The sequence below is a fragment of the Klebsiella oxytoca NBRC 105695 genome (assembly GCF_001598695.1).
Lineage (GTDB): Bacteria > Pseudomonadota > Gammaproteobacteria > Enterobacterales > Enterobacteriaceae > Klebsiella > Klebsiella oxytoca.
In genome coordinates, this window is the sequence record NZ_BCZK01000010.1 from 204,448 (window position 1) to 226,441 (window position 21,994).

Below are 21,994 nucleotides of genomic sequence, written 5' to 3' on the forward strand. Positions count from 1 at the left end.
ACCGAATAAGTCAGTTGCCGCTAGCTGGCGATCCGCGTTTCCCCATCGCTATTTTCCAGCCCGTAAATCCGGGCTTCCGCCATGGATGAAACCAGCTCAGCCAGCTCCGCGGAGTGGCTGGTTAGCCAGATTTGGCTATAGCGGGAGGCTTCGACAATCAGCCGGGCCAGCGCGGGGAACATTTGACGATGCAGGCTGTTTTCCGGCTCGTTAATAGCCAGAAATGCCGGCGGACGCGGGCTCAGCAGCGCCACCGCCAGGCACAGGAAACGCAGCGTGCCATCGGACATTTCCGCCGCCAGTAAAGGTCGCCAGACGCCATTGCGGCGCATCTTTATCGAGAAACGCGAATTCTCATTTTCACAGTAAAATGTACACTCCGGGAACGCTTCGCCGAGGATCTCATGCAGCAGCTCTTCGGCGCCGATTTCCACGATGGTCTGAAAAGCGGCGGCAAGGTTGTGCCCATCGCTGTCCAGCACCGGCGAGCGGTAACCTACCGTCGGATGACGCAACGGCGAGAGTCTGCCTATATTGAATTCGTGATAAAAGCGCCAGTGGCGCATGGTTTCCCTGACCCTGGAGACTTCAGGAAAGCGGTGCGGCTCGCCCAGTTGGCCAAAAATCGATTCATTCTCATAAATCGCGTCGGTAAAAGTGCTTTTTTCACCATTGACGTCAACCAGGAACGCCGCCTGGTTTTTGCGTTCCAGCACGCGCGATGAAGGGCGTCGGGAAAATCCTGCCAGCCAGATAGACTCCTCTTTAACGATGGGATCCAGCTGGAACTGAGTCGGATACGGCAGTTTTTCCGGGAAACCTACCTGCAGCTGGTAGTCAAACTCATCGGTCAGGCAGGCAATCTGCAGCCGCCGCGGAAAGCGATCGTTCGGCGCGCTCGGCCCGGACCACATAATGTTCTCCAGGCCGCCTTCATCGCTGATATAACCGGAGAACTTTCCATCGGCGCAGGCGGTTAACAGATGGATGGCTTTATAAATGTTGGATTTGCCGCAGCCGTTGGGGCCAAAGACGATATTCAGCGCGCCGAGTTCCAGCTCAATATCCCTGACCGATCTGAAATTTTTTATCCGGATATGGTTAATCATAAATTCCCGAAACTGATAGAAGCGTTTCGCTCTACTGTATCGGAGGCAAAAGGAAAACGAAATATGAGGAGACCGGACGACAAGCGATCGCCCGGAACCTGCTTAGCCGAAGAGTTTTTTCATGCCGCGAGTTAGCGCGACTCTTTTGAGTTTTTCCGTATCCTCATGGCTCTCGTTGAAAACGCCGAAAAAATAGCGTTCATCATCAATGGTCTGCGATACGATTCTGTAGCTCAGCGGCTGACCGGATTTCGCGCCATACTGCGCAGGCGTCACGGAAATCTCCGTCGCGTTATCGGCAACGCTGACCATCAGGCCGTCGCCTTTCCCTCCAACCAGCATCACCTTAATTAACGGGTGCACCATGTCTCTCCCGGGTTGAGGTCAATGATTAATTTTCGATGGCCGCTGGCTGACAGTTGGCCGCTGCGCCGCCCTGGCCGGACGAGCCTTTCGGGGAAGCCGGACGCGCGCCCTCTTTACCAACAACGGGCGGTAACGGCACGCCTTCTTTGTCCACCGCAGGCGGCGCCTTCTGGCAGGTCGCCGTTTTCGTCACATCTGCGCCCCAGGCGGGCATTTGCAGACTCAGGAGCGCCACGGGAGCAAGCAGTAACGTATTCTTCAGTACTTTCTTATAGTTCATACCGGCCTTGAGTCAAAAATGTATTTCTCATGCTGAGCTAAGCGCTGATTATTAGTAGTAAAAGCTGACAAATGATGAAGGAAAAAAGAGGAATTGTGAACATCAATAGTTCTTATTTATGAATTGCGACGTTTCCAGCCCCAGCGCCCGAGGGATCTTATATCTAAGAATTATCTCAATCAATTGAAATAACAGGAATACCACCAATTCTGGCGAAGTTTTTTACAGGAGCACCGCTCTATACTGAAAACGAAAATAACCATCAGGATTATACAATGACAAAACTCCCTCTGATACTTCTTCTGGCTGGCGCGGGGCTATTACAGGGCTGCTCGGCGTTCGATAAACATCACGGCGTTAACTGGGGCGAAGGTACCTGCCCGACTCCCGCGCCAGAAGCGATTAGCAAATCGAAGCAGCTGATTATTGAGGATGGTAAAACCCTCAAATGCCAGATTCGTCCTTATGTCAGCAATATGGCCTGTCAGGGGATCACCGATAAAACTCATGCCGATGGCGTCGTTTGCCAGAACGGATTAGGGCAATCAATTTTGTTTACCTTCGACGATAAAGGCGTACTGCAAAAACACGGTAGCGTGTAAGCGCTCACGCTAGGGAAAATTCCTGGAGTGACGCTCGCCGCGGCCCGAACATTGGTACTTCGCCTGTTAGCCACTAGACTTAAATAAGTCAAACGAAAGGAGAGTCTCATGTCATCACAAGAGTATGAAAACGACGCGCAGAATCTGGCCGATAAAGTGGGCAATAAAGTCAATGAATTTGCCGGGGAAGCCCAGCAGCAGTTTGGTGATGCGGTAGATTCGCCGAAACATCAGCTAAAAGGCGCGGCCCGTAAATACGCCGCTCAGGCTTCGGATGCCGTTTCAGAGGTCTCCGAGCGCGTCAGGGAAAATCCGTTAACCGGACTGCTGGCCGCCGGCGCTATCGGCCTGGTCATTGGTCTGTTGGCAGGACGGAAGTAATTCTCCAGCCTGCGGGCCTGAAAACTGATGGCAAGCCGGTTTTACACCTTTCCCCTATTCCAGCCCGCCAATAGCTGAGAAACACCGGAGTGTTATCAGGTTACGCACTCTTCACCGGCCCGGTAAAGCGCTTGCCGCTACCGGGCTATTTCTCCCCTATGCGGTTTGTCAGCCATCAGAAGCGTTGAGAGCCTGAACGTGGGGTATTGCTGCAAGAAATCCTTAAAGCGCCCTTAAATTCCCACCACCGCAGCCACCTCAAACTGGAAAACGTACGGATCGGACAGCAGCTGGAATTGCTCATCATCGGCATAGGTGACGGCGACATGGTACTCTTCACCGGCAAAAGCGATGATAGCATCCAGATCGTTCCAGTAGGTCGCCAGAAAGAAGTGTTCCCACTCCCCCTGCGTTTCCCGCCTGACGAAGGCGCCCGCGTTGCCGGCAATGCTCCGCGAATGCTGCACTCCGGTTGCCTGCAAATGCCCCGCAAACGCATCGCCAAACGCAACGGGAACACAACCATGCCAGGTTCTGACAATCATCGACAGACTCCATATAAAATCAATAAAAATGAATTTATAGCAAATAAAATCGCCACTGTGTGATTTTTTATTCATTTCACACTATTGCGTCGACGCCCTTTTTTGCTGCCGTTTCTGCTTCTATCCCCAGGCCCAACCCTGCACGCTGACACATCCGCTAAAATTACAGGTATAATCCCACAAATTATTCAGCGGATTCAGAAACGAGATGACAAAACTCACCTTACAAGAGCAGATGCTAAAAGCCGGCTTAGTGACCAGCAAAAAGATGGCCAAGGTTCAAAGAACGGCGAAAAAGTCACGCGTTCAGGCGCGCGAGGCCAGAGAGGCGGTGGAAGAGAATAAGAAAGCGCAGCTGGAGCGGGATAAACAGCTTAGCGAGCAGCAAAAGCAGGCAGCGTTATCGAAAGAATATAAAGCGCAGGTCAAACAGCTCATCGAGATGAATAAAATCGATATTTCTAAAGGCAATATTGATTTTAATTTCACGGATAACAATTTCATTAAAAAAATCACCGTGGATAAACTGACCCAGGCACAGCTGATAAGCGGTCGCCTCGCCATTGCGCGCCTGGCGGGTGATAGCGACGGCGAGAGCAAATACGCGATTATCCCGGCAAGCGTAGCCGATAAGATCGCCCAGCGCGACGCCAGCAGCATTGTCTTAAACAGCGCGCTCAGCGCGGAAGAGCAGGATGAAGACGATCCGTATGCTGATTTTAAAGTACCTGATGATTTGATGTGGTAAATCGCGTTAGCCCGCTCAGGCAAAAGATTTAGACGTAGTCTGCGCGGGCAATGTGCTTTACACTGCGCGCGGCAAAAAATTGAGTAGATAAACGATTAACCAGGCGGTAATGGCGATGAACGGAACGATCACAACGTGGTTTAAAGATAAAGGTTTTGGATTTATCAAAGATGAAAACGGCGATAATCGCTACTTTCATGTGATTAAGGTTGCCAACCCTGAGCTGATTAAAAAGGATGCGGCGGTCACTTTCGAACCCACAACCAATAACAAGGGTTTGTCAGCGTACGCCGTGAAGGTCCTCCCGGAAAGCAAATATATCTATATCGCAGGCGAGCGGATTAAGCTCACGTCGATAAAATCTTACCTGGTTTATAACGAGGAGGAGCCTGCCGACACCCGCATTGATAAAGAGAACGCGGTCCTCTCCGTGGGCCTGCTGATGGGAAATATCAGGCCAAAATCAGCCGCTAAGCCCGGGGAAATGCGCTCGGTCAAAAAGCTGGCCATCACCACCTTCCAGGGCACCACGCTCATCTTCACGGAAGATGAGATAGACATCGACGCCACGGTGAAACTGCTTAAGGTGTAAGATCCTTCGGTGAAGAAAGCCGGGGCAGAGCTCACTTTCTGCCGCCCGCCTGCCCATGCAGCCTGACGTTTCCCGAACTGGTGTTGTGCAGCCGGGTACCGGGACAGTGGCGCAGGTTTGGCTCTTCTGTAAGCCGCAAAAAACAGCCGCAACGCGCAGGTTGCGGCTACCTTCAATACGCTTAACTGGCAGCTATCAGGCTCTACGCCCGGCGTTCATTGCTGTATCAATGCCGAGGATCGGCAATGATACGTGAAGGACTGCCGTATAGTACGAGTATCTTATTACCTTCGACAAACAAGGGGGTATTACCTTGTACAACGGTCATCAGATTACCGTTTTCCGTTTCGATAACATATTCCATCCCCGTCTGTTTTGTCGCAGAAGCTTCAAGCGCTGCGCCGGTTAGCCCCCCGACAACCGCCCCGCCAATAGCGCCGACAATATTCGCGCGAGTGCCTCCTCCAATTGCAGACCCTGCAGCCGCTCCCGCGGCCGTACCCGCAGCACCGCCCAAAGCGGATGTGCCACGAATATCGACCGGTCGCGCGCTAATGATAGTGCCGGCAATAGAGCGATTCACCATGCCTACCGAACCCACGGAATAGCTATTCGGGGAAATATCCTGCGCACACCCCCCTAACAACGTGAGCATCGTGATTAAAGCGACCCGTCTCATTTATCTACCTTCGAAGGGAACATCGGGCGGGAGAGTTCAATGCTTTCTAACGCTTGTAAGAACTGCGTAATATTGTTTTGTACCGCGCGGTTTATTGATTCACGGGCGCGAACAACGCCCACGAAGGCATAGGATGCAGGCACAGTTCCAGTAGATTCGATATCTTGCGTATAAATAATATCGCCATTAGAGCGGTTAATTACCTCATAACGCGCAACGGCTTTCGTTGTCATGGCCATGCCAAAGCTCGGAACGTCAATCGCTAAGACTTTCACGTTAAGGCTCACCGTATTAGCAGAGTTATCTTTAAAGATCGCCATTCTATCGAGCGCCTCTTGTAACGAGTCTCGCCAAATGGGGGTAATGGTTTCCATCCCCGCGACGATATCGCCTTTCTGCTCATCGGGACGCGCAAGCGAAACCGTGAGTGATTTTAGCTGTGCATCAATTTTCTTCTGGCTAACGCCAACGCCAGGTGTAGAAAAATTCAGAGGTGGAACGCTGGCACATCCTGTTAAAGACCCAATAACAACAGCAATTAAGAGTAGTTTTTTCATTATTTATCCCCGTTAGTTGTAAGGTCATCCTAACGTAATAAATAATCCAGATATATTGATTTTAATCAGTTAGTTAAATAATAGGATAAACATTATCTCTGGCGTGGACGTTAAATGGATTTTGCCATCGCTTTTTGGGCTCTCGGCTACGCTCACAACATTTATCACTGCAATCAGATAAAAGCGCGCAGGATACTGAAAGATAGACACTAATTTATTCAGAACTTTCTCAGGTTTTAATTTTTTAAAGGGATTGAGTAGCGGATATTTGCGCCATAAACCGGGCCCTGCTCAACGAACTTCGAGAGGGCCAGGTCCGCCGCGATTGCGGCCACGGCGCCGTTGAAAATAGAGGAGAAGCATACTGACCTATACTTAAAATCTGATATCCGATTAGAGGTAGCTATGTGCGGACGTTTTGCTCAATCACAAACCAGGGAAGAATATCTGACCTATCTGGCTGAAGAAGCCGAGCGCGACATTGCTTATGATCCGCAGCCTATAGGACGCTATAACGTGGCGCCCGGTACCAAAGTTCTGTTGCTCAGCGAACGTAACGAACGGCTGCACCTCGATCCGGTACACTGGGGCTATGCCCCCGGGTGGTGGGACAAACCCGCGCTTATTAACGCTCGTGCCGAAACCGCGGCCACCAGCAGAATGTTTAAACCGCTATGGCAGCATGGCCGGGCGATTTGCTTTGCCGACGGTTGGTTCGAGTGGAAGCGTGAAGGCGATAAAAAACAACCCTACTTCATCCATCGTAAAGACGGTAAGCCTCTATTCATGGCGGCGATCGGCAGCGTACCTTTCGAACGCGGCGATGAAGCGGAAGGGTTTCTTATCGTCACGTCCGCCGCCGATCGAGGCCTTGTCGATATTCACGACCGCCGCCCGTTAGTGCTGGAGCCTGAAGCTGCCAGGAAATGGATGCGCCAGGATGTCGGTGGGAAAGAAGCGGAAGAGATTATTGCCGACGGGGCGGTTTCCGCAGACCATTTCGCCTGCCACCCGGTATCGCGAGCGGTAGGTAATGTGAAAAACCAGGGACCGGAATTGATACAAGCACTCAGCTAAGCACAATCTGCATATACCTCTTACAGGCGCGATCGTTCCATGTTCGTAAAATATATCACCCAGAATAAGCTAATCCGCATTATGTGTTAAAGAAAGGTTATTATACAGCACAAAGTGAACAGAATTTACATTAACGTCACCTATCATATTCGCCATAATCAAAATTGGTGATGTTAATGACTGTACTTAAAAGCTTTTTCTTCTTCCTTGGCGCGGCTTGTACCTGCGCATTTGTGGTACTTTGCCTGTGGGTCGATATACATTATTGGGATTATAATATTTCGGAATTATCACTCACTGAAATTGTTCAGGAGTTGGTGTTAGCTACCATTGTTGTTATTCATTTTCTGCTGGCGAAGCAGTATAAATCCATGCGCTACTGCAATATTCTTATTGGCGGCTTTTTCCTTGCCATGCTAATTCGTGAGCTGGACGCCCTTTTTGATCTTATTTCTCACGGGAGTTGGGTGTGGTTTGCGCTGATTGCCGCTCTGGCAGCCTTAATTAATCCACTTATTCATTATCGTCAGACCATGGAACAGCTTACACAATATACCCGTACGCCCGGGTACGGCATGTTAATCAGCGGGCTGCTGGCTATTCTGGTCTTCTCCCGACTCTTCGGTATGCAAGGTTTATGGCAGGCCATACTCGATGACGGTTACGTTCGGGTTGTAAAAAATGTCGTTGAGGAAGGCAGCGAATCATTCGGTTATATGCTTTGTCTCACCGCCTCTATTGGTTATTACTGCAATTTTCGCGGAACCCTGGGGCAGGAATCAACCTGAACCCTGCGCTGATATTGGCGTGTTATCCGAGCTGCGAGCTCAACCAGGCAACTTGCTAAGAAAGGAATGGTATAGAGTTGCGGCGTTCTCCCTATCACCTGACCTGAAGCAAATCGCTGTATCTCGTGGTGTAACGCGGCGAAAGCATCTCTCTTTTCATTTGCCATGCGGTCTGAATACCCTGCCCGGCAAAATAAAGGGTGCCTCTTCCCTCTTGCGAGTTGAGATGATCGAGCACTTCCATAAGCTTGCCGCTGTTATGCCGCGGGGCGTTGTCATCAAACAGGTTTAACTGCGCGACGCCCTGGCTAAAAAAGTCGCCGAGCATGACGCCAGCTTTCTGATAGCGGTGGCCATCGCGCCAGATTTTATCCAGGCACTTTACCGCCGCATGGATAATGTCGCGGGAATCCTGCGTGGGGATGAGAAGCATCACCTGGGCGCTGTTGCCATAGTAAGGCTCATTCAGTGCAAAGGGGGAAGTCTTCACGAACGTCGAAATAAAGCGGCAGTACTGATGCTCACCGCGCAGCTTTTCAGCCGCGCGGGCGGCATAGCTGCAGATCGCCTGACGCACCTGCTCATACTCGGTGACGCGTTCGCCGAAAGATCGGCTGCAGACGATCTCCTGCTTTGCCGGCGGGAATTCTTCCAGCTCAAGGCAGGGCTCGCCGCGAAGTTCTCTTACCGTTCGCTCCAGTACGACATTAAAGTGTTTTCGGATAACCCATGCGCTCTGCTCTGAGAGATCCAGAGCCGTTTTGATGCCCATCGTATTCAGTTTCTTACTGATGCGTCTGCCAACGCCCCAGACATCCTCCACGGGAACCAGGGCCAACAGCCGGCGCTGACGCTCAACGTTCGACAAATCAACCACGCCGCCCGTCTGCCTTTGCCATTTTTTAGCCGCATGATTGGCGAGCTTAGCCAGGGTTTTCGTTTGGGCAATGCCAACGCCAACGGTCAGATGCGTACGCTTAAGAACCGTAGCGCGGATCTCTTTACCAAACTCCGTCAGGTCACGGCAGTTTCGCACCCCCGTTAGATCGCAAAAAGCCTCATCAATGCTGTAAATCTCTACCCGCGGCAACATCTCCTCAAGCGTTGTCATCACGCGGTTGGACATATCCGCGTAAAGCTCGTAATTGCTGCTGAAGCAAACTACGCCAGCCCGTCTGAAAAGATCCTTTTGTTTGAAAAACGGTTCTCCCATCGTTATCCCGGCGGCTTTAGCTTCTGCGCTGCGCGCAATCACACAGCCATCGTTATTGGAAAGGACAACCACCGGCCGCCCTTTTAAATCGGGTCTGAACACCGTCTCACAGCTGGCATAAAATGAGTTCACGTCACACAGGGCGAACATCTCAGCCAGCCGCTTTGATGATATACGTCACCACACCGAATACATCCAGCGTGTCCTCGCTACCCACGACGATGGGGGTATAAGCGATATTCATCGGATTGAGCTGAACCCGTGGATGAAGCTGCAGCTTCTTAACGGTGAACTCCCCGTCCACCGCGGCAATCACGATATCGCCATGGACTGCAGTTCTTGAGCTATCCACGACCAGAAGATCCCCCTCACCAATGCCCGCATCCTTCATGCTATCGCCCGCAGCTTTGACAAAATACGTCGCTGAGGGGTGATTGACTAACAGTTCGTTCAGGTCGATTCGTTGTTCAACATAATCCTGAGCGGGGCTCGGAAAACCACATTGAACGAGACAACTGTATAGCGGAAGTGAAAGGACTTCTCGCAGCTCTGCAGGGGTGTAAAAAATCATTGTAAGTATCCGCTCACATAAATACTGTTTATACATACAGTAGATTTAACCCGGCGACATATCAATATAGGTTCCGTCTATCAATTTACCTCACTGTCGTAACATATTGATGTAACGAGTAAGGTAAGTCCTAAAATGTTCCCGGCGATAAACTGTTTGTTGGTTTTGCCAGCAGTGCGACGATAAAATTTTGTCGCTATGGTTCTGCCTTCATAGCAAATTGCTCACCTGCAGCTCTTGCATACGGTTCGCAGGTGAGCAAACTGATCCCGCAGGGAAAATGACTTTTCCGCAGTTTGTACCGTGCATTTCTTGATATATCGGCGAACCGTTGCATAATTAAGATAATGCGCATCGCGCCCTTCTTCACGGGATATGCCAGTAGCAGCGCTATTCAACAGGAACCGCTTCTGCAGCTCACCCCCAGTCTGACCAGGCCATCGACACCTTCAGTAATAGCGTTTTTGAATGTTATTCAACAGCTTCATTCTATGAAGGCAGAAACACGTTTTCTCAAAAAAATCTTGAAATGAGGATTTAAGCCCATGAAATATGTATAGTTACAATGACATAGAAATAATTAAAGCCAACCTTGAGTGGATTGTTAATCAAACGACTGCGAATTCCCGGAGCCCCTCAGTTTCCGATCGCAAAACGCTCAACAGCCTTCAGGAGCTCATACAGAGCTATGAAGGGCTACTTGAGTTAATCATCCAGTATGGAATTGCTGTAGTAGATAAGGAAATCATCGAAGGGCTGTCCCTTACGGAGAAGTTTATTGCTAAGGTTAAATCGAATGCGCATGCATTTTAGCCCCCCCAACAGAATCTCCAGGCCAATATTGATGCGTTTAAGGGTTGATGCTGGAGAAGAAAAAGAACAGAAAACCGGGCTCTGGCACCCGGTTCTCGATGAATCGACAAAGCGCTCGACGAACCTCAGCCCGCGGTTTTCCGGCACCACTCAATATCCGGATCCTGCCCGCGTCGCTGGCGATAACGCTCAGCTAAATCAGATCAGTCCTGTTGCCGCGAGACAGCACCGCCTCGCGCAAGCGCTGGCCGTTTTCTCGCGTTAAACCGCCCTGCTCAACGAATCACCGGCAGCCCTGGTCCACTATCTGCTTAATCCAGTCGGTTAACCCGGAAGCCCGCCGCATGCTTATACTTTGCTGACGAGGAAAAGAAAGGATAAAAAAGGGAGAGCAATCTGTTTTGCTTTAATTATTTATATTAAAGAAAAACAGGCCGCTAAAGGTAAATCCCCTGACCTGTTTATCCGACATTAATAATCCTAAAAAAGAGTTATTTACACTGGGAACCTAAACCAAGTTTGACATAAGGTAATGACAGCATATCGGGTTCAGTACTGGAAAAGTAAATGACGCCAGTGCGGGACTCTCCTGGCTTATATGGGGATAAAAGTTCTAACTGTATCCCATGCCCCATTAAGGTTTTCCCCATATTATCATCGAGGTAAAAACACATTTTATTATCTTTACCAGGAACCAAAGGTTCACTGGAGTTGTTGTTAACCGTAACCTGATATGATAGCAAATGCTCAGCTTTCCCCGTCACGCTGTTCCATACACTTCCGGCCCCCTCTTTCTGCGCATAGACAGTGACGTCTGGGGACTTAACGGCGGAAATCGCCTGACCGGCGGCCATTAAAGATAGAAACAGACTAAAAATTTTAATTTTCCTGGAGAACATTATAATCCCTAACGCTAAAAACTTAAGAACAGGTACTAACATGACAACACAGCAAGGTTAAGTCACACTCATGCTATTTACAATACATTTATCGCTTATTTCATCCCTTTAGCTTAAATCTTATAAAAACTCACATTTTGATGTGGGCGCACATCACACAGAACATTTAAATAAGAAAAGAGGGACGTTTGATATTTTATTATAAAGCATGAGATGACTGCCTGCTTTTGTAACAAAATGTATTAGCCATTGAATTACTGAACTCACCAGTTAAATTATAAGCATGGAAATCAGTATCTGACTAAGTAAAAATCATCATTGATTGTGACCTGCCCCATATATTTTTATTCAATGGATGATAAACATAACAAATATAAGAATTGACAACCACGGATGTTATTTAAATTTGCTTTTTTAAATAACACAATTACAACAATTGATAATATCAAGATACTAAAGGTAAACATTTGCATAGTTATTTTTTGCGGCTTACCCTAAAGCCTCATATCAGGAGTTTATTCCCAATGAAGATATCATTATTAGCATTTATATTTATCACCCTGACCGGCTGTGTGGACCCCGGCCTTGTCGGGATACATCCAGAATTACGCACGAGTTATTTTAATGGTTATAAAAATGAAGTCGCGTCATGCTTACAATCCGCAGCGGTGAACAACGACTTATTGATGCAACAGGATGACTCGCTGCCAGACGGTTCCTATAGATATAACATTCTGGACGCAGGAGGAAACACCGTAGCATGGGTCGATATAGCAGATTTTAGCGGAAAGCAAAGCACCGTAAGTTTTTATTATGCCCGCCATAACAAGGATATGTATGAAGCTATTTCATCAATAATTGCACAGTGTAAAAGGGTGTCTTAAGGATAAAGATTGATTTTGGGGAAGAAAAATCTGCCTCGACAATCCCCCACGCATGACCATTCCCGCCGGGCGTTTTGATGTCCCTACGGTTACCGTCGGCAACGGATCCGTTACTTGCTGCCCGGTAGCTCCGGTTCGGAATTTGGTCAGTTATCGTTGGGGCACCATAGTCGCAGGCGCGCAGCTCGCGATAATCAATGCCATAACCCAGCCAGCAATCTCGTTCCACTTAAAATTAGGCTATGTTTTAATACAGAGTTGATATTATAACAATTTATAAAGGGAAGTTATTACACTTCCCTTAACGAAAATTTTAAGAAATTTGCAAACTATTCACATAGGGTAAATATTTATTTTATTCCATAGGTAAATTGCGCAATTTCAAGAAAGATAGCTTATCCCAGTAGCCTCTTTGAAATAAAATTTTATTATTTACTATTTGAAAAAAACCGCAACCTCTCAAACCGAATGGGTCACGCCACTCTAAAATTGCCCATTGCCCATCTTCGAAAATGTTTTCAACGATACAAACCATTTGTGCGTAAGAAAAATCTTGTTCAAACATTTTCTTTATAGCCTCTTTCCCAACAACTGGCTCATTGGCAACCTGATGGTTTATTGCATTATCATCATATAATTCTGAGATGGTTTCTATATCTGCATTATTAAATGCGTCAACCCATTGGCAAAGTACTTCTTTTGGCTTCATATACTTTAACTCCTCGGTATGTGATAATTTTTATTTTAATTTGCAATATAAAAAAATCTAATTTCATTAATGCATACTACTTTTACAATTAATTTCAAGACAATGTATACATTAAACGCATACAGGTTCTCGAGCTTTAAAATCCATTGCTCTTGCAAAAGCACGGAATATATTGCATTGAACTACTTGATCTATATTTGAACCTAATACGAGCATTTCTTTTAAATATCAAAGCAACGGCTCTTGTTGAGATACTGATGGTTTTTAACTATCTGAAATCAAAGATTTAACATTTGCCATAATATGGCCTCTAAATCTTTAAATATACTATTATTATGGTATATCACCAAAAACTATCAACTTCAACATTTATTTAAAACCAGGCCAAAAATTAAAACACCATGAGGATTCAGTACTCAAAATGCCTCTCTAACGCCAGCGCGTAGATCATCTCCCCAGTTGTCCCAATCCAGCTTTCCATATTTTTTTACCGTGCCATCCGTTTGGTCCGACACGTTCAAGATGTGGGGGATCAAAAACCACCACAGAAAACGATGAGGCTTCAAAAGGTAACCTGCGAAAATCGGCGATAATATCGGGGATTATAACCAACTGTCGGCCATCACAAAGGGCATGCCGCTCGGCATGGATATCGCTGAATATGCCGCGCTCGTCATGTTCAGGGAGGCACAACAACATGGCCCTTTGTGTTCAAAACCCCATGCTGATGGCGATAGTCACCATACAAAGACGCGGCGATCTCACCAAAATGAAGTTCTCTGATAAGCGGGGAAGATAATTGCAAATGGCGCTCTGTCAGCAAACCATTTCACCTGGCGCCCTGTTCGCACGGTTAGTAACATGAAAAAAATGGCCAGAACTGATGATGCTACCAATAGCCTATAGCTTTGAAAACGTCCGCTATACGTCAGAAGCGGATGTTGATGCTAAAGACCTGAGATAGAGGTACACCAGAAATGGCAGCCTCCTGATACTTACCCCTCTACAAAAAATCACCAATATCAGTTGGATGCTGATAACAAGGGCATTAGTTTTGGGTTTTATTTTTCATATCCGTATAAATTGATTCTACCTGATAAATACTCACCTAAATACACTTCACTGATTTTATTGAAGCCTTGCTTTATAACTTCGTTTTCTAACCAGTCACTATTCTTGTTAAGGATTTCGAGCAGATCATGGTTGGCCAAACCATCCACTATGATTGGATAACGTATATTTTCATCACCATTTTGTATAATGGTTAACTGACCATTTTGTTCAAGTATCACTCGTTTAAGCTGTTCTATTTCATAAATACCACTTGCTCTTAATTTGAACATCAAATCATTAGCTGAAACACCATTGCGTAAACATTCCTTAACATTGACACTTCCATTATGAACCAAAGTAATAGGCTTTCCATCAAGAATTCTTTTTACTAACCGATTATTTTCTTTTAAAAACTTAAGAACAAAAACCAGAAAAGTCCATATAATTAATACCAGAACAAATTGTAGTACTGTTATTGATTCATTGTAAATTACGCCACCAATAATCCCCCCCAGCACATAGTTCTGAACCTGATCCATTGCGGATGAAGGGGCCAGATTTCCCTTTCCCATGAGATTTATTTGAACAATTAAGCACAGTATTCCCAGTCCCAACTTTATTATGATAGGTGTATAAATTATCATTTCTATTCCTCAGTTTTTCACGATTTCAACATCTGGGGTTACTAACGAAACCTCTACCAGGCTGTATGTTTTTTGATCCAGACTTAAGTTGACACGATAATAAAAATCATTAATTTTAACGATAATGCCATCCGAAAGTTGTACTGAACTGGAGAATATAGAATTAACACTCACTTTTTTTTCTTGTGACAACAACCTAATAAAGTTGACCATTTGTGATGACCTGGAGTGTATATTTTGGCTATCGGTATAATCTGCATACTGAACACCAGAAATGAAGAGTAAAAATAAGAACGCAATGATCGTTAAGTCACGGTATTTAGTTTGTAAACGATGGCGCATATACAGGCTAAAAACAACGATCAGGATAAATAATGTACTAAATATAATAATGTATTTTAAATAATCATTGATATTAGACTGCATTTGTAGATAATCGATGCCATAAAATCTCATAAATTTATAATCCCTAAACCTTCAATACCCCATTTTCGTTATAGTAACACATAGCATCTTTCAGCCATGATGTTACTTAACAACCAGTAATTATCAGCCATCAGCTGCAATTTGTCATTATCTTTTAAGCCGTAAGTGGAGCATCGATGGATTAAGTATCTGCATATGGGGGATGTTGGCTCATGGAGCATTCTTATTTGGAATGAACAACTTAATCAAAGGTTCAAGCGCACAGCCGAAGGGTCTTCAAAATTGACCATCCATTTTGCAAAGATCTTCACAAATAAGTCTGGGACTCCCTGCTGAAAACCTTGTGCCGGAAATGAACATTTTGAGGCTATTGATGTAAGTATCCCGCATAATCGTGCCATTCACATTTAGAGATCCTCCGTCATAATCAGTCGGCCAACTAGTTTGCCGACCTGTACCTTGAGAACCGGGCGCTGAGTTGAGACTGATAACTGGCATCCTTTCTTTGTTAAAGTGCAGACAATCGCTATCGATTTTGCCGCCACGCATCTCGCAGCATTAGCTTTTGCCGCCGTTTTGTCTGGTCCGGTAGGAGTGCTGGGATGTGGCTTAATTATGGCTGGAATTGGTGCTATCGTTAACGATACCATCGTAGAAGAAGCTAACAAAATTATCGCTATTTAACACCAATTTTGTTTTGTAACCAATACAAAGCTATTATTATTTTATAATGGCTTCCTTCGATTGCAGAACTCTGCAAGCGATGCCAAAGGAATCGCAGATAAGAAATCAAATATATAATACAAAGTCAATTTATAGGTTTCAGTGGCATCAAATGGGCCATGCCTCATGATATTTTGGGGAAAAGTTTTGGCGGGATTTTGGGGAAGAAAAAAATAGACACAAAACCGGGCTCTGCTGAACTGCGCCCGGTCTTCTTCTACTCGCCAAAACGCTCGACTAACTCAGCCCGCGGTTTTCCAGCATCGGCTCAATCTGCGGATCGTGTCCGCGCCACTGGCGATAAAGTTCAGCTAAATCAGTACTATTGCCGCGAGACAAAATCGCTTCGCGGAAACGCTGGCCGTTTTCACGGGTTAAACCGCCCTGCTCAACGAACCACTGGTAGCCGTCATCCGCCAGCATCTGCGTCCACAGATAAGCGTAATAGCCTGCCGCGTAGCCGCCGCCGAAAATATGCGAGAAGTAGCTGCTGCGATAGCGTGGCGGCACGGCGGGAAGATCCATTTTCTCCGCATGCAGGGCTGCGGCTTCAAAAGTATCAACGTCATCGGGTAGCTTATCCACGGCTACGCTGTGCCAGTGCATATCCAGCAGCGCCGCCGCGAGCAGCTCACTCATATCGTAGCCTTTATTAAACTTCGCCGCGCGGAACATGCTGTCGCGAAGCGCTGCCGGCATGGCCTCGCCGGTTTGGTAATGCCGCGCATAGTGGGCAAACACCTGCGGCTCGCTGGCCCAATGTTCATAAATCTGCGAAGGAAACTCAACAAAATCGCGTGGCGTATTGGTTCCCGACAGGCTGGCGTACTTCTGGCTGGCAAACAGCCCGTGCAGCGTATGGCCAAACTCGTGAAATAAAGTGATAACTTCATCCCAGGAAAGCAACGCGCTGTGCCCGGCTTTCGGTTTCTGATAGTTACAGACGTTGTAGATAACCGGATGCTGCGCACGCAGGGTGGATTGTTCGACAAATACGCCCATCCACGCCCCGCCGCTTTTGCTATCCCGCGAGAAATAGTCGCCATAAAAAAGTGCGATACCCTCGCCGCTAGCGTCGATGATTTCCCAGACCCGCACGTCAGGGTGATAAACCGGGATATCGAATCGTTCCACAAAGCGAATGCCAAACAGCTGTGTCGCTGCCCAGAATACGCCATCACGCAGAACGCGCTCGAGAGCAAAATAGGGCTTAAGCTGTGCTTCATCGATAGCAAATTTCGCCCGGCGCACCTGTTCTGCGTAATAGAGCCAGTCCCACGCTGCCGCGCGGAAGTCGCCGCCTTCCTGATCGATAACCTGCTGAATATCCGCCAGCTCCTGTTCGGCTCGCGCCCGCGCCGCCGGAGCGATTCGCCGCATAAAGGCAAACGCCTCTGCCGGGGCGCCCGCCATCTGATCGGCCATCGACCAGCTGGCAAAGTCATCTGCGCCCAGCAGTTGCGCTTTGCGCGCGCGGATTGCCGTCAACCGCAGCACCAGCTCGCGTGTGTCATTCGCATCGCCCTTCTGATTTCGCGTCCAGCCAGCTGCAAAAAGATTTTCTCGCGTTTGCCGATCCTGCAACGAAAGCAGCGCAGGCTGCTGGGTGGTATTGAGCAGAGAAAGCAGCCAGCGTCCGCTTAACCCTTTCTCCTGCGCGGCTTCTGCCGCTGCGCTTATCTCATCATCGCTGAGACCTGTGAGCTGATGAACATAATCCACCGCCAGGCCACCCGATTTTACCGCCGCCAGCAGGCGCTGTTGGAACTGGCTTTGCAGCGCCGCCGCTTCGGTATTCAGCGCGCGCAGCGCCGCTTTTTGCTCTTCCGCAAGCGTGGCTCCCGCAAGGGTAAAGCGTTGCCAGGTTACCTCAAGGAGACGTCTGGACTCGGCGTCAAGGGAGAGCGATTCTCGCCGCTCCCACACCAGCTTCACCCGCTGAAAAAGAGCATCGTTGAGCCAGATATCGTTAGCCAGTTCAGCCAGCTCGGCGGAAAACTGCTCATCGAGTGCCTGAATGGTCGGGTTAGTCTCCGCGCCTGCCATCGCAAAAAAGACGTTGGTTACCCGCGCCAGCAGCTGACCGCTCTGCTCCAGGGCCTCCAGGGTATTGGCAAAATCAGCCGGCTGCGGGTTATTAACGATAGCGGCAATTTCTTTACGCTGGCGACGAACACCTTCGTCGAAGGCGGGTCGGTAATGGCTGACGTCAACCAGATCGAAACGCGGCGCCTGATAAGGCAGCAGGCTAACGCTGAAAAAAGGATTGTTCTCCGACATCTTCATCTCCTGAAAACGATTATCCTGTAAGATTAGGCAACTCATTGATTGACCGCAATCAATACTCTGTGTATCGCCGCGATCGACAACGTCTGACTGATGATTTCCATTACCCGTCGCCGGGATCGCGTGCTATGGTATGAAGACACAAAAAGCGTTGAGGAACAGTAAGATGATTATCCTGGTTACCGGAGCAACCGCGGGTTTTGGTGAAAGCATTACTCGCCGTTTTATCGCTAACGGTCACAAAGTGATTGCCACCGGGCGTCGCGAAGAACGCCTGAAAACTCTTAAGGATGAGCTGGGCGAGAATCTTTATACCGCCCAGCTGGACGTACGCAATCGCGCAGCCATCGAAGAGATGATTGCCGGGCTGCCGGCTGACTGGCAGGCGATTGATGTTCTCGTCAATAATGCCGGGCTTGCGCTGGGTCTTGAACCCGCCCATAAAGCCAGCATTGAAGACTGGGAAGACATGATTGACACCAATAACAAAGGGCTGGTTTATATGACCCGCGCCGTTCTGCCGGGAATGGTTGAACGTAATCGCGGCCATATCATTAACATCGGCTCGGTCGCCGGCGCGTGGCCATATGCAGGCGGTAACGTCTACGGCGCGACCAAAGCGTTTGTGCGCCAGTTCAGCCTGAACCTGCGTACAGACCTGCACGGTACGGCCCTGCGCGTGACCGATATTGAACCGGGCCTGGTTGGCGGAACCGAATTCTCTAACGTGCGCTTTAAAGGTGACGACGCGAAGGCGGGTAAAGCCTACGAGAATACCGAAGCCCTGACGCCGGAAGACGTCACCGAAGCGGTCTGGTGGGTCGCGAACCTGCCAAAACACGTCAACATCAACACCCTGGAAATGATGCCGGTCAGCCAAAGTTTTGCCGGACTGAACGTTCACCGTCAGGGCTAAGCTCCGTGACCCGGCCTGCAGGCCGGGTCTGGGCTGGACGGTAAAAATCCCGTAAAATAGCGCAACTACCTTATAAAAGTAACCATCAATGGCCGCAGAAGCTCAACTGAATCCGACACAGCCCGTAAATCAGCAAATTTATCGTATCCTTCGTCGGGATATCGTCCATTGTCTGATTCCGCCCGGAACCCCGCTTTCGGAGAAAGAAGTCTCCGTGCGCTTTGACGTTTCTCGCCAGCCGGTGCGCGAAGCCTTTATAAAACTGGCTGAAAATGGCCTGATCCAGATCCGTCCGCAGCGCGGCAGCTACGTAAATAAGATCTCTCTCTCGCAGGTACGCAACGGTTGTTTTGTCCGCCAGGCTATCGAATGCGCCGTGGTGCGACGCGCTGCCGGAATGGTGAATGATGAGCAGCTCTACCAGCTTGAGCAAAATCTTAATCAGCAGCGCACGGCGGTTGAGCGCCAGCAGTTAACCGATTTTTTCCAGCTGGATGATGAGTTTCATCAGAAGCTTTCGCAAATTGCCGACTGCCAGCTCGCCTGGGATACCGTTGAAAACATTAAAGCCACCATTGACCGGGTGCGCTACATGAGCCTCGATCACGTCACTCCTCCCGATATGATGCTGCGCCAGCATTATGATATTTTCCAGCCGCTGGTGGCCCGCAACCCGGATGCGGTTGAAAAGGCGATGAGCCTGCATCTGCAAGAAATTAGCGAATCCGTGCTGCTGGTACGTCAGGAAAATAGCGACTGGTTTAGCGAAGAGTAAAATGCGTAGCGGCAGAACGTTTCTCTGCCGCCAGAAACAAAATGATCGGTATTATCTGACAACCAAAACCGGTATTTTGGCGTGGCGTAAAATCGACTCGGCGTTAGAGCCCAACAGATGGGTTGATATTCCCGGTTTACGGGAACCAATAACGATAACATCAAATTCTTCATTACTGCTCACCGCCAGGATTTCATCACGTACGTTGCCAAACACCACCCTGGAGTGAATTCGCCCGGCGGGAATCGAGAACAGACGGGATATCGTCTTCATTTTTTTCTCCGACTCCTCGCGCATATAGGCTTCAAACTTACGTATATCAGCCGCAAAGCCGCGCAATATTGAGCTACTGCTGTTCGGCAGAACGTTGAGCAGCGTTATTTCACCTTCATCCGCTGAGGCCAAAAACTCGGCATGACGCACCGCCTTATCACTTAAATCCATTTCAAAAACGTCTACTGGCAACAAAATTTTTTTGTACATAGACCGTTCTCCTTTTTTCTGAGGAAACTTAGTAAGTTAACTCATCATGCCATAGTTACTTCAGCAGGTGAATGATAAATCACCCAAATAAATACTTTAGAGATTAAAATAAACGCCAATTATTTATACTTAACTGTTGTTAGATAAAGTTATGTATATTCAACGATCTGGATCAAGATTTATTATTTAAACAGCCCTCCCTGAACATAAAAATAGTGTTCAGAAATGGTATGTAACAGTAATGCCGCCATCATCGGCGGCACCATGTTTAGTTCTCCTGAGCCCAGGCGGCAACGGTCGCTTTGGCTCCGTGTTTTTTCAGCGACAGATAAGCGCGCGTAACCTCATTAACAAACCGGGGCTCCTGGCTCAGGTCCTGGCCGAAAATAGCCTCAATGCCCATCAGCGCTTTAACTCGCTCTTCTCCGTCCGCGCTATTTTGGACAGTCTGCTGGATGATCGGCAATAGCGGATCGGAAATTTCAATTTCCTGCCCCCGGTCGTCCACCCCGCTGACGTAGCGCATCCAGCCGGCAACGCCCATCGCCAGCAGCGTAAAGTCGCTGCCATGAACCAGGTGCCAGCGAATCGAATCCAGCATCCGCTGCGGTAGCTTCTGACTGCCGTCCATGGCTATCTGCCAGGTACGGTGCTGCAGCGCCGGGTTGCTATAGCGATCGATCAACAGGCCGGCATAGCGTGCCAGATCAACGCCCTGCACGCTTAGCGTCGGCGCCTGCTCAGTCATCATCAGCGCATGCGCGGCGCGGCGATAGTTGTCGTCCAGCATGCAGTCATTAATATGCTGGTAGCCGGCCAGATAGCCCAGCCAGGCAAGGAAAGAGTGGCTGCCGTTTAGCATACGCAGCTTCATCTCTTCAAACGGCAGCACGTCAGAGACCAGTTCGGCGCCGGCTTTCTCCCATTCTGGACGACCGGCGACAAAGTTATCTTCGATGACCCACTGGCGAAACGGCTCACAGGCGACGCCCGCCGGGTCACGAACGCCGGTAAGCTGCTCAATTTTCTCTAATGTATCGGCCGTTACCGCCGGAACGATGCGGTCCACCATAGTGGAGGGAAAAGTGACATTACGCGCAATCCACTCGGCTAACTCAGCATCGACAGCGTTAGCATAGGCGCAGACGACATTACGCATTACGTGACCGTTTTCCGGCATATTATCGCAGGACATGACGCTGAACGGCGGCAGTCCTGCTGCTTTGCGCCGCGCCAGCGCTTCAACCACCACGCCCGGCGCAGATTTCGGTTGATGAGGATGTTGTAAATCGGCAGCAATTAACGGATGGTCCAGCTGCAGCTGGCCGCTGGCCGGAGAGTGGCAGTAGCCCTTTTCAGTAATGGTCAGTGACACAATCGCGACCTGGGGCTCGCACATTTTCGCCAGGACGCTTTCCAGGCCATCCACCTGGGCATGTATCGCCTGCTTAACCACGCCAACAACGCGAGCGGTCCAGGCATCGGCCGACATTTCCGCGACGGTATAAAGTAAATCCTGCTGCTGCAGGTCGGCAATCTGCTGTTCGCCGCCGATCAGGTTTACCTCAATATAACCCCAGTCGCTGTCGTGCTCCGTCGCCAGAATATCTGTATATACGGCCTGATGCGCGCGATGAAATGCGCCAAAGCCCAGATGGACAATGCGCGGAACGAGACGGTTACGATCGTAGGATGGCAGCGTGGCATGCGCTGTTAAAAGCATATTTTCCATGGTGGCTCTCATATTTATGATTTCTGAATCCCCACGTGAAGTGAGAATGGGCTGTTGATATAAACCCTCTCATGCAACCGGTATGATATCCTTGACCTTTATCAACTACCATACAAGACAGAGTGGGTTATTTACCGTGCTAT

24 protein-coding genes and 3 pseudogenes are annotated in these 21,994 nt (G+C 48.7%); 10 read left to right on the forward strand and 17 right to left on the reverse strand.

The window, feature by feature from the left end:
• Positions 1–20 precede the first annotated feature (20 nt).
• The 3 genes from KO1_RS18270 to KO1_RS18280 all read right to left on the reverse strand — a co-directional run bounded on the left by KO1_RS18270 (position 21) and on the right by KO1_RS18280 (position 1,755).
• A complete protein-coding gene (locus KO1_RS18270) occupies positions 21–1,109 on the reverse strand; it encodes an AAA family ATPase (protein ID WP_024274239.1) in 1,089 nt (362 codons plus the stop codon).
• 102 nt (positions 1,110–1,211) lie between these two features.
• The gene (locus KO1_RS18275; protein WP_024274240.1) at positions 1,212–1,472 is read right to left on the reverse strand and encodes a hypothetical protein; all 261 of its coding nucleotides are present in this window, start codon (positions 1,470–1,472) and stop codon (positions 1,212–1,214) included.
• A 28-nt stretch (positions 1,473–1,500) separates the two neighbouring features.
• The gene (locus KO1_RS18280) at positions 1,501–1,755 is read right to left on the reverse strand and encodes a hypothetical protein (RefSeq protein WP_004102396.1); all 255 of its coding nucleotides are present in this window, start codon (positions 1,753–1,755) and stop codon (positions 1,501–1,503) included.
• A gap of 275 nt (positions 1,756–2,030) precedes the next feature.
• Here KO1_RS18280 and KO1_RS18285 point away from each other — a divergent pair, with 275 nt between their 5' ends.
• Both KO1_RS18285 and KO1_RS18290 read left to right on the forward strand, forming a co-directional pair.
• Entirely contained in the window at positions 2,031–2,357 is a 327-nt protein-coding gene (locus KO1_RS18285) for a hypothetical protein (protein ID WP_004102397.1), read from the forward strand.
• Between the two features lie 108 nt (positions 2,358–2,465).
• Entirely contained in the window at positions 2,466–2,738 is a 273-nt protein-coding gene (locus KO1_RS18290; RefSeq protein WP_004102398.1) for an ElaB/YgaM/YqjD family protein, read from the forward strand.
• Between the two features lie 233 nt (positions 2,739–2,971).
• On the opposite strand, the gene KO1_RS18295 is transcribed toward KO1_RS18290, so the two are convergent.
• Positions 2,972–3,283: a hypothetical protein gene (locus KO1_RS18295; RefSeq protein ID WP_004102400.1), complete on the reverse strand. Its 312-nt coding sequence runs from the start codon at positions 3,281–3,283 to the stop codon at positions 2,972–2,974.
• Between the two features lie 208 nt (positions 3,284–3,491).
• Between KO1_RS18295 and KO1_RS18300 the strand changes: the two genes are divergently transcribed.
• A complete protein-coding gene (locus KO1_RS18300; protein WP_004102402.1) occupies positions 3,492–4,031 on the forward strand; it encodes a DUF2058 domain-containing protein in 540 nt (179 codons plus the stop codon).
• A gap of 109 nt (positions 4,032–4,140) precedes the next feature.
• A complete protein-coding gene (locus KO1_RS18305) occupies positions 4,141–4,623 on the forward strand; it encodes a cold-shock protein (protein WP_004102404.1) in 483 nt (160 codons plus the stop codon).
• A 226-nt stretch (positions 4,624–4,849) separates the two neighbouring features.
• Here KO1_RS18305 and KO1_RS18310 read toward each other — a convergent pair whose 3' ends face one another.
• A complete protein-coding gene (locus tag KO1_RS18310; RefSeq protein WP_004102406.1) occupies positions 4,850–5,302 on the reverse strand; it encodes a hypothetical protein in 453 nt (150 codons plus the stop codon).
• Positions 5,299–5,859, reverse strand: a complete 561-nt coding sequence (locus KO1_RS28770) for a YajG family lipoprotein (protein WP_004102408.1) — start codon at positions 5,857–5,859, stop codon at positions 5,299–5,301. Before KO1_RS28770 ends, KO1_RS18310 begins: the two co-directional genes overlap by 4 nt.
• A gap of 405 nt (positions 5,860–6,264) precedes the next feature.
• Between KO1_RS28770 and KO1_RS18320 the strand changes: the two genes are divergently transcribed.
• Positions 6,265–6,936 (forward strand): SOS response-associated peptidase, encoded by a 672-nt coding sequence (locus KO1_RS18320; RefSeq protein ID WP_004102410.1) that lies wholly within the window; start codon positions 6,265–6,267, stop codon positions 6,934–6,936.
• A 176-nt stretch (positions 6,937–7,112) separates the two neighbouring features.
• Positions 7,113–7,724 (forward strand): hypothetical protein, encoded by a 612-nt coding sequence (locus KO1_RS18325; RefSeq protein ID WP_004102413.1) that lies wholly within the window; start codon positions 7,113–7,115, stop codon positions 7,722–7,724.
• A 94-nt stretch (positions 7,725–7,818) separates the two neighbouring features.
• Here KO1_RS18325 and KO1_RS18330 read toward each other — a convergent pair whose 3' ends face one another.
• From KO1_RS18330 to KO1_RS18350, 4 genes and pseudogenes are all read right to left on the reverse strand, one after another.
• Positions 7,819–9,087 carry a Y-family DNA polymerase gene (locus tag KO1_RS18330; RefSeq protein ID WP_016808795.1) on the reverse strand — a complete coding sequence of 423 codons (1,269 nt, stop codon included), beginning with the start codon at positions 9,085–9,087 and terminating at the stop codon, positions 7,819–7,821.
• A 1-nt stretch (position 9,088) separates the two neighbouring features.
• A complete protein-coding gene (locus tag KO1_RS18335; RefSeq protein WP_004102417.1) occupies positions 9,089–9,508 on the reverse strand; it encodes a translesion error-prone DNA polymerase V autoproteolytic subunit in 420 nt (139 codons plus the stop codon).
• Positions 9,509–10,446: 938 nt separating this feature from the next.
• Positions 10,447–10,640, reverse strand: a pseudogene (locus KO1_RS29015) (hypothetical protein); the annotation flags it as partial.
• A gap of 172 nt (positions 10,641–10,812) precedes the next feature.
• Positions 10,813–11,262, reverse strand: coding sequence for a DUF4354 family protein (locus KO1_RS18350; protein ID WP_224226883.1), 450 nt, complete (start codon positions 11,260–11,262; stop codon positions 10,813–10,815).
• A gap of 482 nt (positions 11,263–11,744) precedes the next feature.
• Between KO1_RS18350 and KO1_RS18355 the strand changes: the two genes are divergently transcribed.
• Entirely contained in the window at positions 11,745–12,104 is a 360-nt protein-coding gene (locus tag KO1_RS18355; protein ID WP_004102425.1) for a hypothetical protein, read from the forward strand.
• A 355-nt stretch (positions 12,105–12,459) separates the two neighbouring features.
• Here KO1_RS18355 and KO1_RS18360 read toward each other — a convergent pair whose 3' ends face one another.
• The 4 genes and pseudogenes from KO1_RS18360 to KO1_RS18370 form a co-directional block, all read right to left on the reverse strand.
• Complete coding sequence (locus tag KO1_RS18360) at positions 12,460–12,813, reverse strand: nuclear transport factor 2 family protein (RefSeq protein WP_004102427.1); 354 nt, start codon at positions 12,811–12,813, stop codon at positions 12,460–12,462.
• A 419-nt stretch (positions 12,814–13,232) separates the two neighbouring features.
• Positions 13,233–13,512 (reverse strand): annotated as a pseudogene (locus tag KO1_RS28785) (SAM-dependent methyltransferase); the annotation flags it as partial.
• Between the two features lie 362 nt (positions 13,513–13,874).
• Positions 13,875–14,510, reverse strand: a complete 636-nt coding sequence (locus KO1_RS18365) for a DUF421 domain-containing protein (RefSeq protein ID WP_004102429.1) — start codon at positions 14,508–14,510, stop codon at positions 13,875–13,877.
• 9 nt (positions 14,511–14,519) lie between these two features.
• Entirely contained in the window at positions 14,520–14,966 is a 447-nt protein-coding gene (locus tag KO1_RS18370) for a DUF3290 domain-containing protein (RefSeq protein WP_004102431.1), read from the reverse strand.
• A gap of 462 nt (positions 14,967–15,428) precedes the next feature.
• Between KO1_RS18370 and KO1_RS27450 the strand changes: the two are divergent.
• A pseudogene (locus KO1_RS27450) lies at positions 15,429–15,620 on the forward strand (colicin-like pore-forming protein); the annotation flags it as partial.
• Between the two features lie 276 nt (positions 15,621–15,896).
• On the opposite strand, the gene dcp reads toward KO1_RS27450, so the two are convergent.
• Positions 15,897–17,939 carry a peptidyl-dipeptidase Dcp gene (gene dcp, locus KO1_RS18375; protein WP_004102433.1) on the reverse strand — a complete coding sequence of 681 codons (2,043 nt, stop codon included), beginning with the start codon at positions 17,937–17,939 and terminating at the stop codon, positions 15,897–15,899.
• A 172-nt stretch (positions 17,940–18,111) separates the two neighbouring features.
• Between dcp and ydfG the strand changes: the two genes are divergently transcribed.
• Entirely contained in the window at positions 18,112–18,861 is a 750-nt protein-coding gene (ydfG, locus tag KO1_RS18380; protein WP_004102434.1) for a bifunctional NADP-dependent 3-hydroxy acid dehydrogenase/3-hydroxypropionate dehydrogenase YdfG, read from the forward strand.
• 88 nt (positions 18,862–18,949) lie between these two features.
• The gene (locus KO1_RS18385) at positions 18,950–19,636 is read left to right on the forward strand and encodes a GntR family transcriptional regulator (protein WP_004102435.1); all 687 of its coding nucleotides are present in this window, start codon (positions 18,950–18,952) and stop codon (positions 19,634–19,636) included.
• Positions 19,637–19,687: 51 nt separating this feature from the next.
• Here the strand turns inward: KO1_RS18385 and KO1_RS18390 are convergent, their stop codons facing one another.
• Both KO1_RS18390 and KO1_RS18395 read right to left on the reverse strand, forming a co-directional pair.
• Positions 19,688–20,119, reverse strand: a complete 432-nt coding sequence (locus KO1_RS18390; protein ID WP_004102436.1) for a universal stress protein — start codon at positions 20,117–20,119, stop codon at positions 19,688–19,690.
• A gap of 268 nt (positions 20,120–20,387) precedes the next feature.
• On the reverse strand, positions 20,388–21,851 hold the full coding sequence (locus tag KO1_RS18395) for a mannitol dehydrogenase family protein (RefSeq protein WP_004113336.1): 1,464 nt from the start codon (positions 21,849–21,851) through the stop codon (positions 20,388–20,390).
• Positions 21,852–21,994: the final 143 nt, after the last annotated feature.

Coding starts and splice junctions, on each gene's coding strand:
- KO1_RS18270 (WP_024274239.1), bottom strand. CDS start 1,109: ATGATTAACCATATCCGGATAAAAAATTTCAGATCGGTCAGGGATATT.
- KO1_RS18280 (WP_004102396.1), bottom strand. CDS start 1,755: ATGAACTATAAGAAAGTACTGAAGAATACGTTACTGCTTGCTCCCGTG.
- KO1_RS18285 (WP_004102397.1), top strand. CDS start 2,031: ATGACAAAACTCCCTCTGATACTTCTTCTGGCTGGCGCGGGGCTATTA.
- KO1_RS18290 (WP_004102398.1), top strand. CDS start 2,466: ATGTCATCACAAGAGTATGAAAACGACGCGCAGAATCTGGCCGATAAA.
- KO1_RS18295 (WP_004102400.1), bottom strand. CDS start 3,283: ATGATTGTCAGAACCTGGCATGGTTGTGTTCCCGTTGCGTTTGGCGAT.
- KO1_RS18300 (WP_004102402.1), top strand. CDS start 3,492: ATGACAAAACTCACCTTACAAGAGCAGATGCTAAAAGCCGGCTTAGTG.
- KO1_RS18305 (WP_004102404.1), top strand. CDS start 4,141: ATGGCGATGAACGGAACGATCACAACGTGGTTTAAAGATAAAGGTTTT.
- KO1_RS18310 (WP_004102406.1), bottom strand. CDS start 5,302: ATGAGACGGGTCGCTTTAATCACGATGCTCACGTTGTTAGGGGGGTGT.
- KO1_RS28770 (WP_004102408.1), bottom strand. CDS start 5,859: ATGAAAAAACTACTCTTAATTGCTGTTGTTATTGGGTCTTTAACAGGA.
- KO1_RS18320 (WP_004102410.1), top strand. CDS start 6,265: ATGTGCGGACGTTTTGCTCAATCACAAACCAGGGAAGAATATCTGACC.
- KO1_RS18325 (WP_004102413.1), top strand. CDS start 7,113: ATGACTGTACTTAAAAGCTTTTTCTTCTTCCTTGGCGCGGCTTGTACC.
- KO1_RS18330 (WP_016808795.1), bottom strand. CDS start 9,087: ATGTTCGCCCTGTGTGACGTGAACTCATTTTATGCCAGCTGTGAGACG.
- KO1_RS18335 (WP_004102417.1), bottom strand. CDS start 9,508: ATGATTTTTTACACCCCTGCAGAGCTGCGAGAAGTCCTTTCACTTCCG.
- KO1_RS18350 (WP_224226883.1), bottom strand. CDS start 11,262: ATGTTAGTACCTGTTCTTAAGTTTTTAGCGTTAGGGATTATAATGTTC.
- KO1_RS18355 (WP_004102425.1), top strand. CDS start 11,745: ATGAAGATATCATTATTAGCATTTATATTTATCACCCTGACCGGCTGT.
- KO1_RS18360 (WP_004102427.1), bottom strand. CDS start 12,813: ATGAAGCCAAAAGAAGTACTTTGCCAATGGGTTGACGCATTTAATAAT.
- KO1_RS18365 (WP_004102429.1), bottom strand. CDS start 14,510: ATGATAATTTATACACCTATCATAATAAAGTTGGGACTGGGAATACTG.
- KO1_RS18370 (WP_004102431.1), bottom strand. CDS start 14,966: ATGAGATTTTATGGCATCGATTATCTACAAATGCAGTCTAATATCAAT.
- dcp (WP_004102433.1), bottom strand. CDS start 17,939: ATGTCGGAGAACAATCCTTTTTTCAGCGTTAGCCTGCTGCCTTATCAG.
- ydfG (WP_004102434.1), top strand. CDS start 18,112: ATGATTATCCTGGTTACCGGAGCAACCGCGGGTTTTGGTGAAAGCATT.
- KO1_RS18385 (WP_004102435.1), top strand. CDS start 18,950: ATGGCCGCAGAAGCTCAACTGAATCCGACACAGCCCGTAAATCAGCAA.
- KO1_RS18390 (WP_004102436.1), bottom strand. CDS start 20,119: ATGTACAAAAAAATTTTGTTGCCAGTAGACGTTTTTGAAATGGATTTA.
- KO1_RS18395 (WP_004113336.1), bottom strand. CDS start 21,851: ATGGAAAATATGCTTTTAACAGCGCATGCCACGCTGCCATCCTACGAT.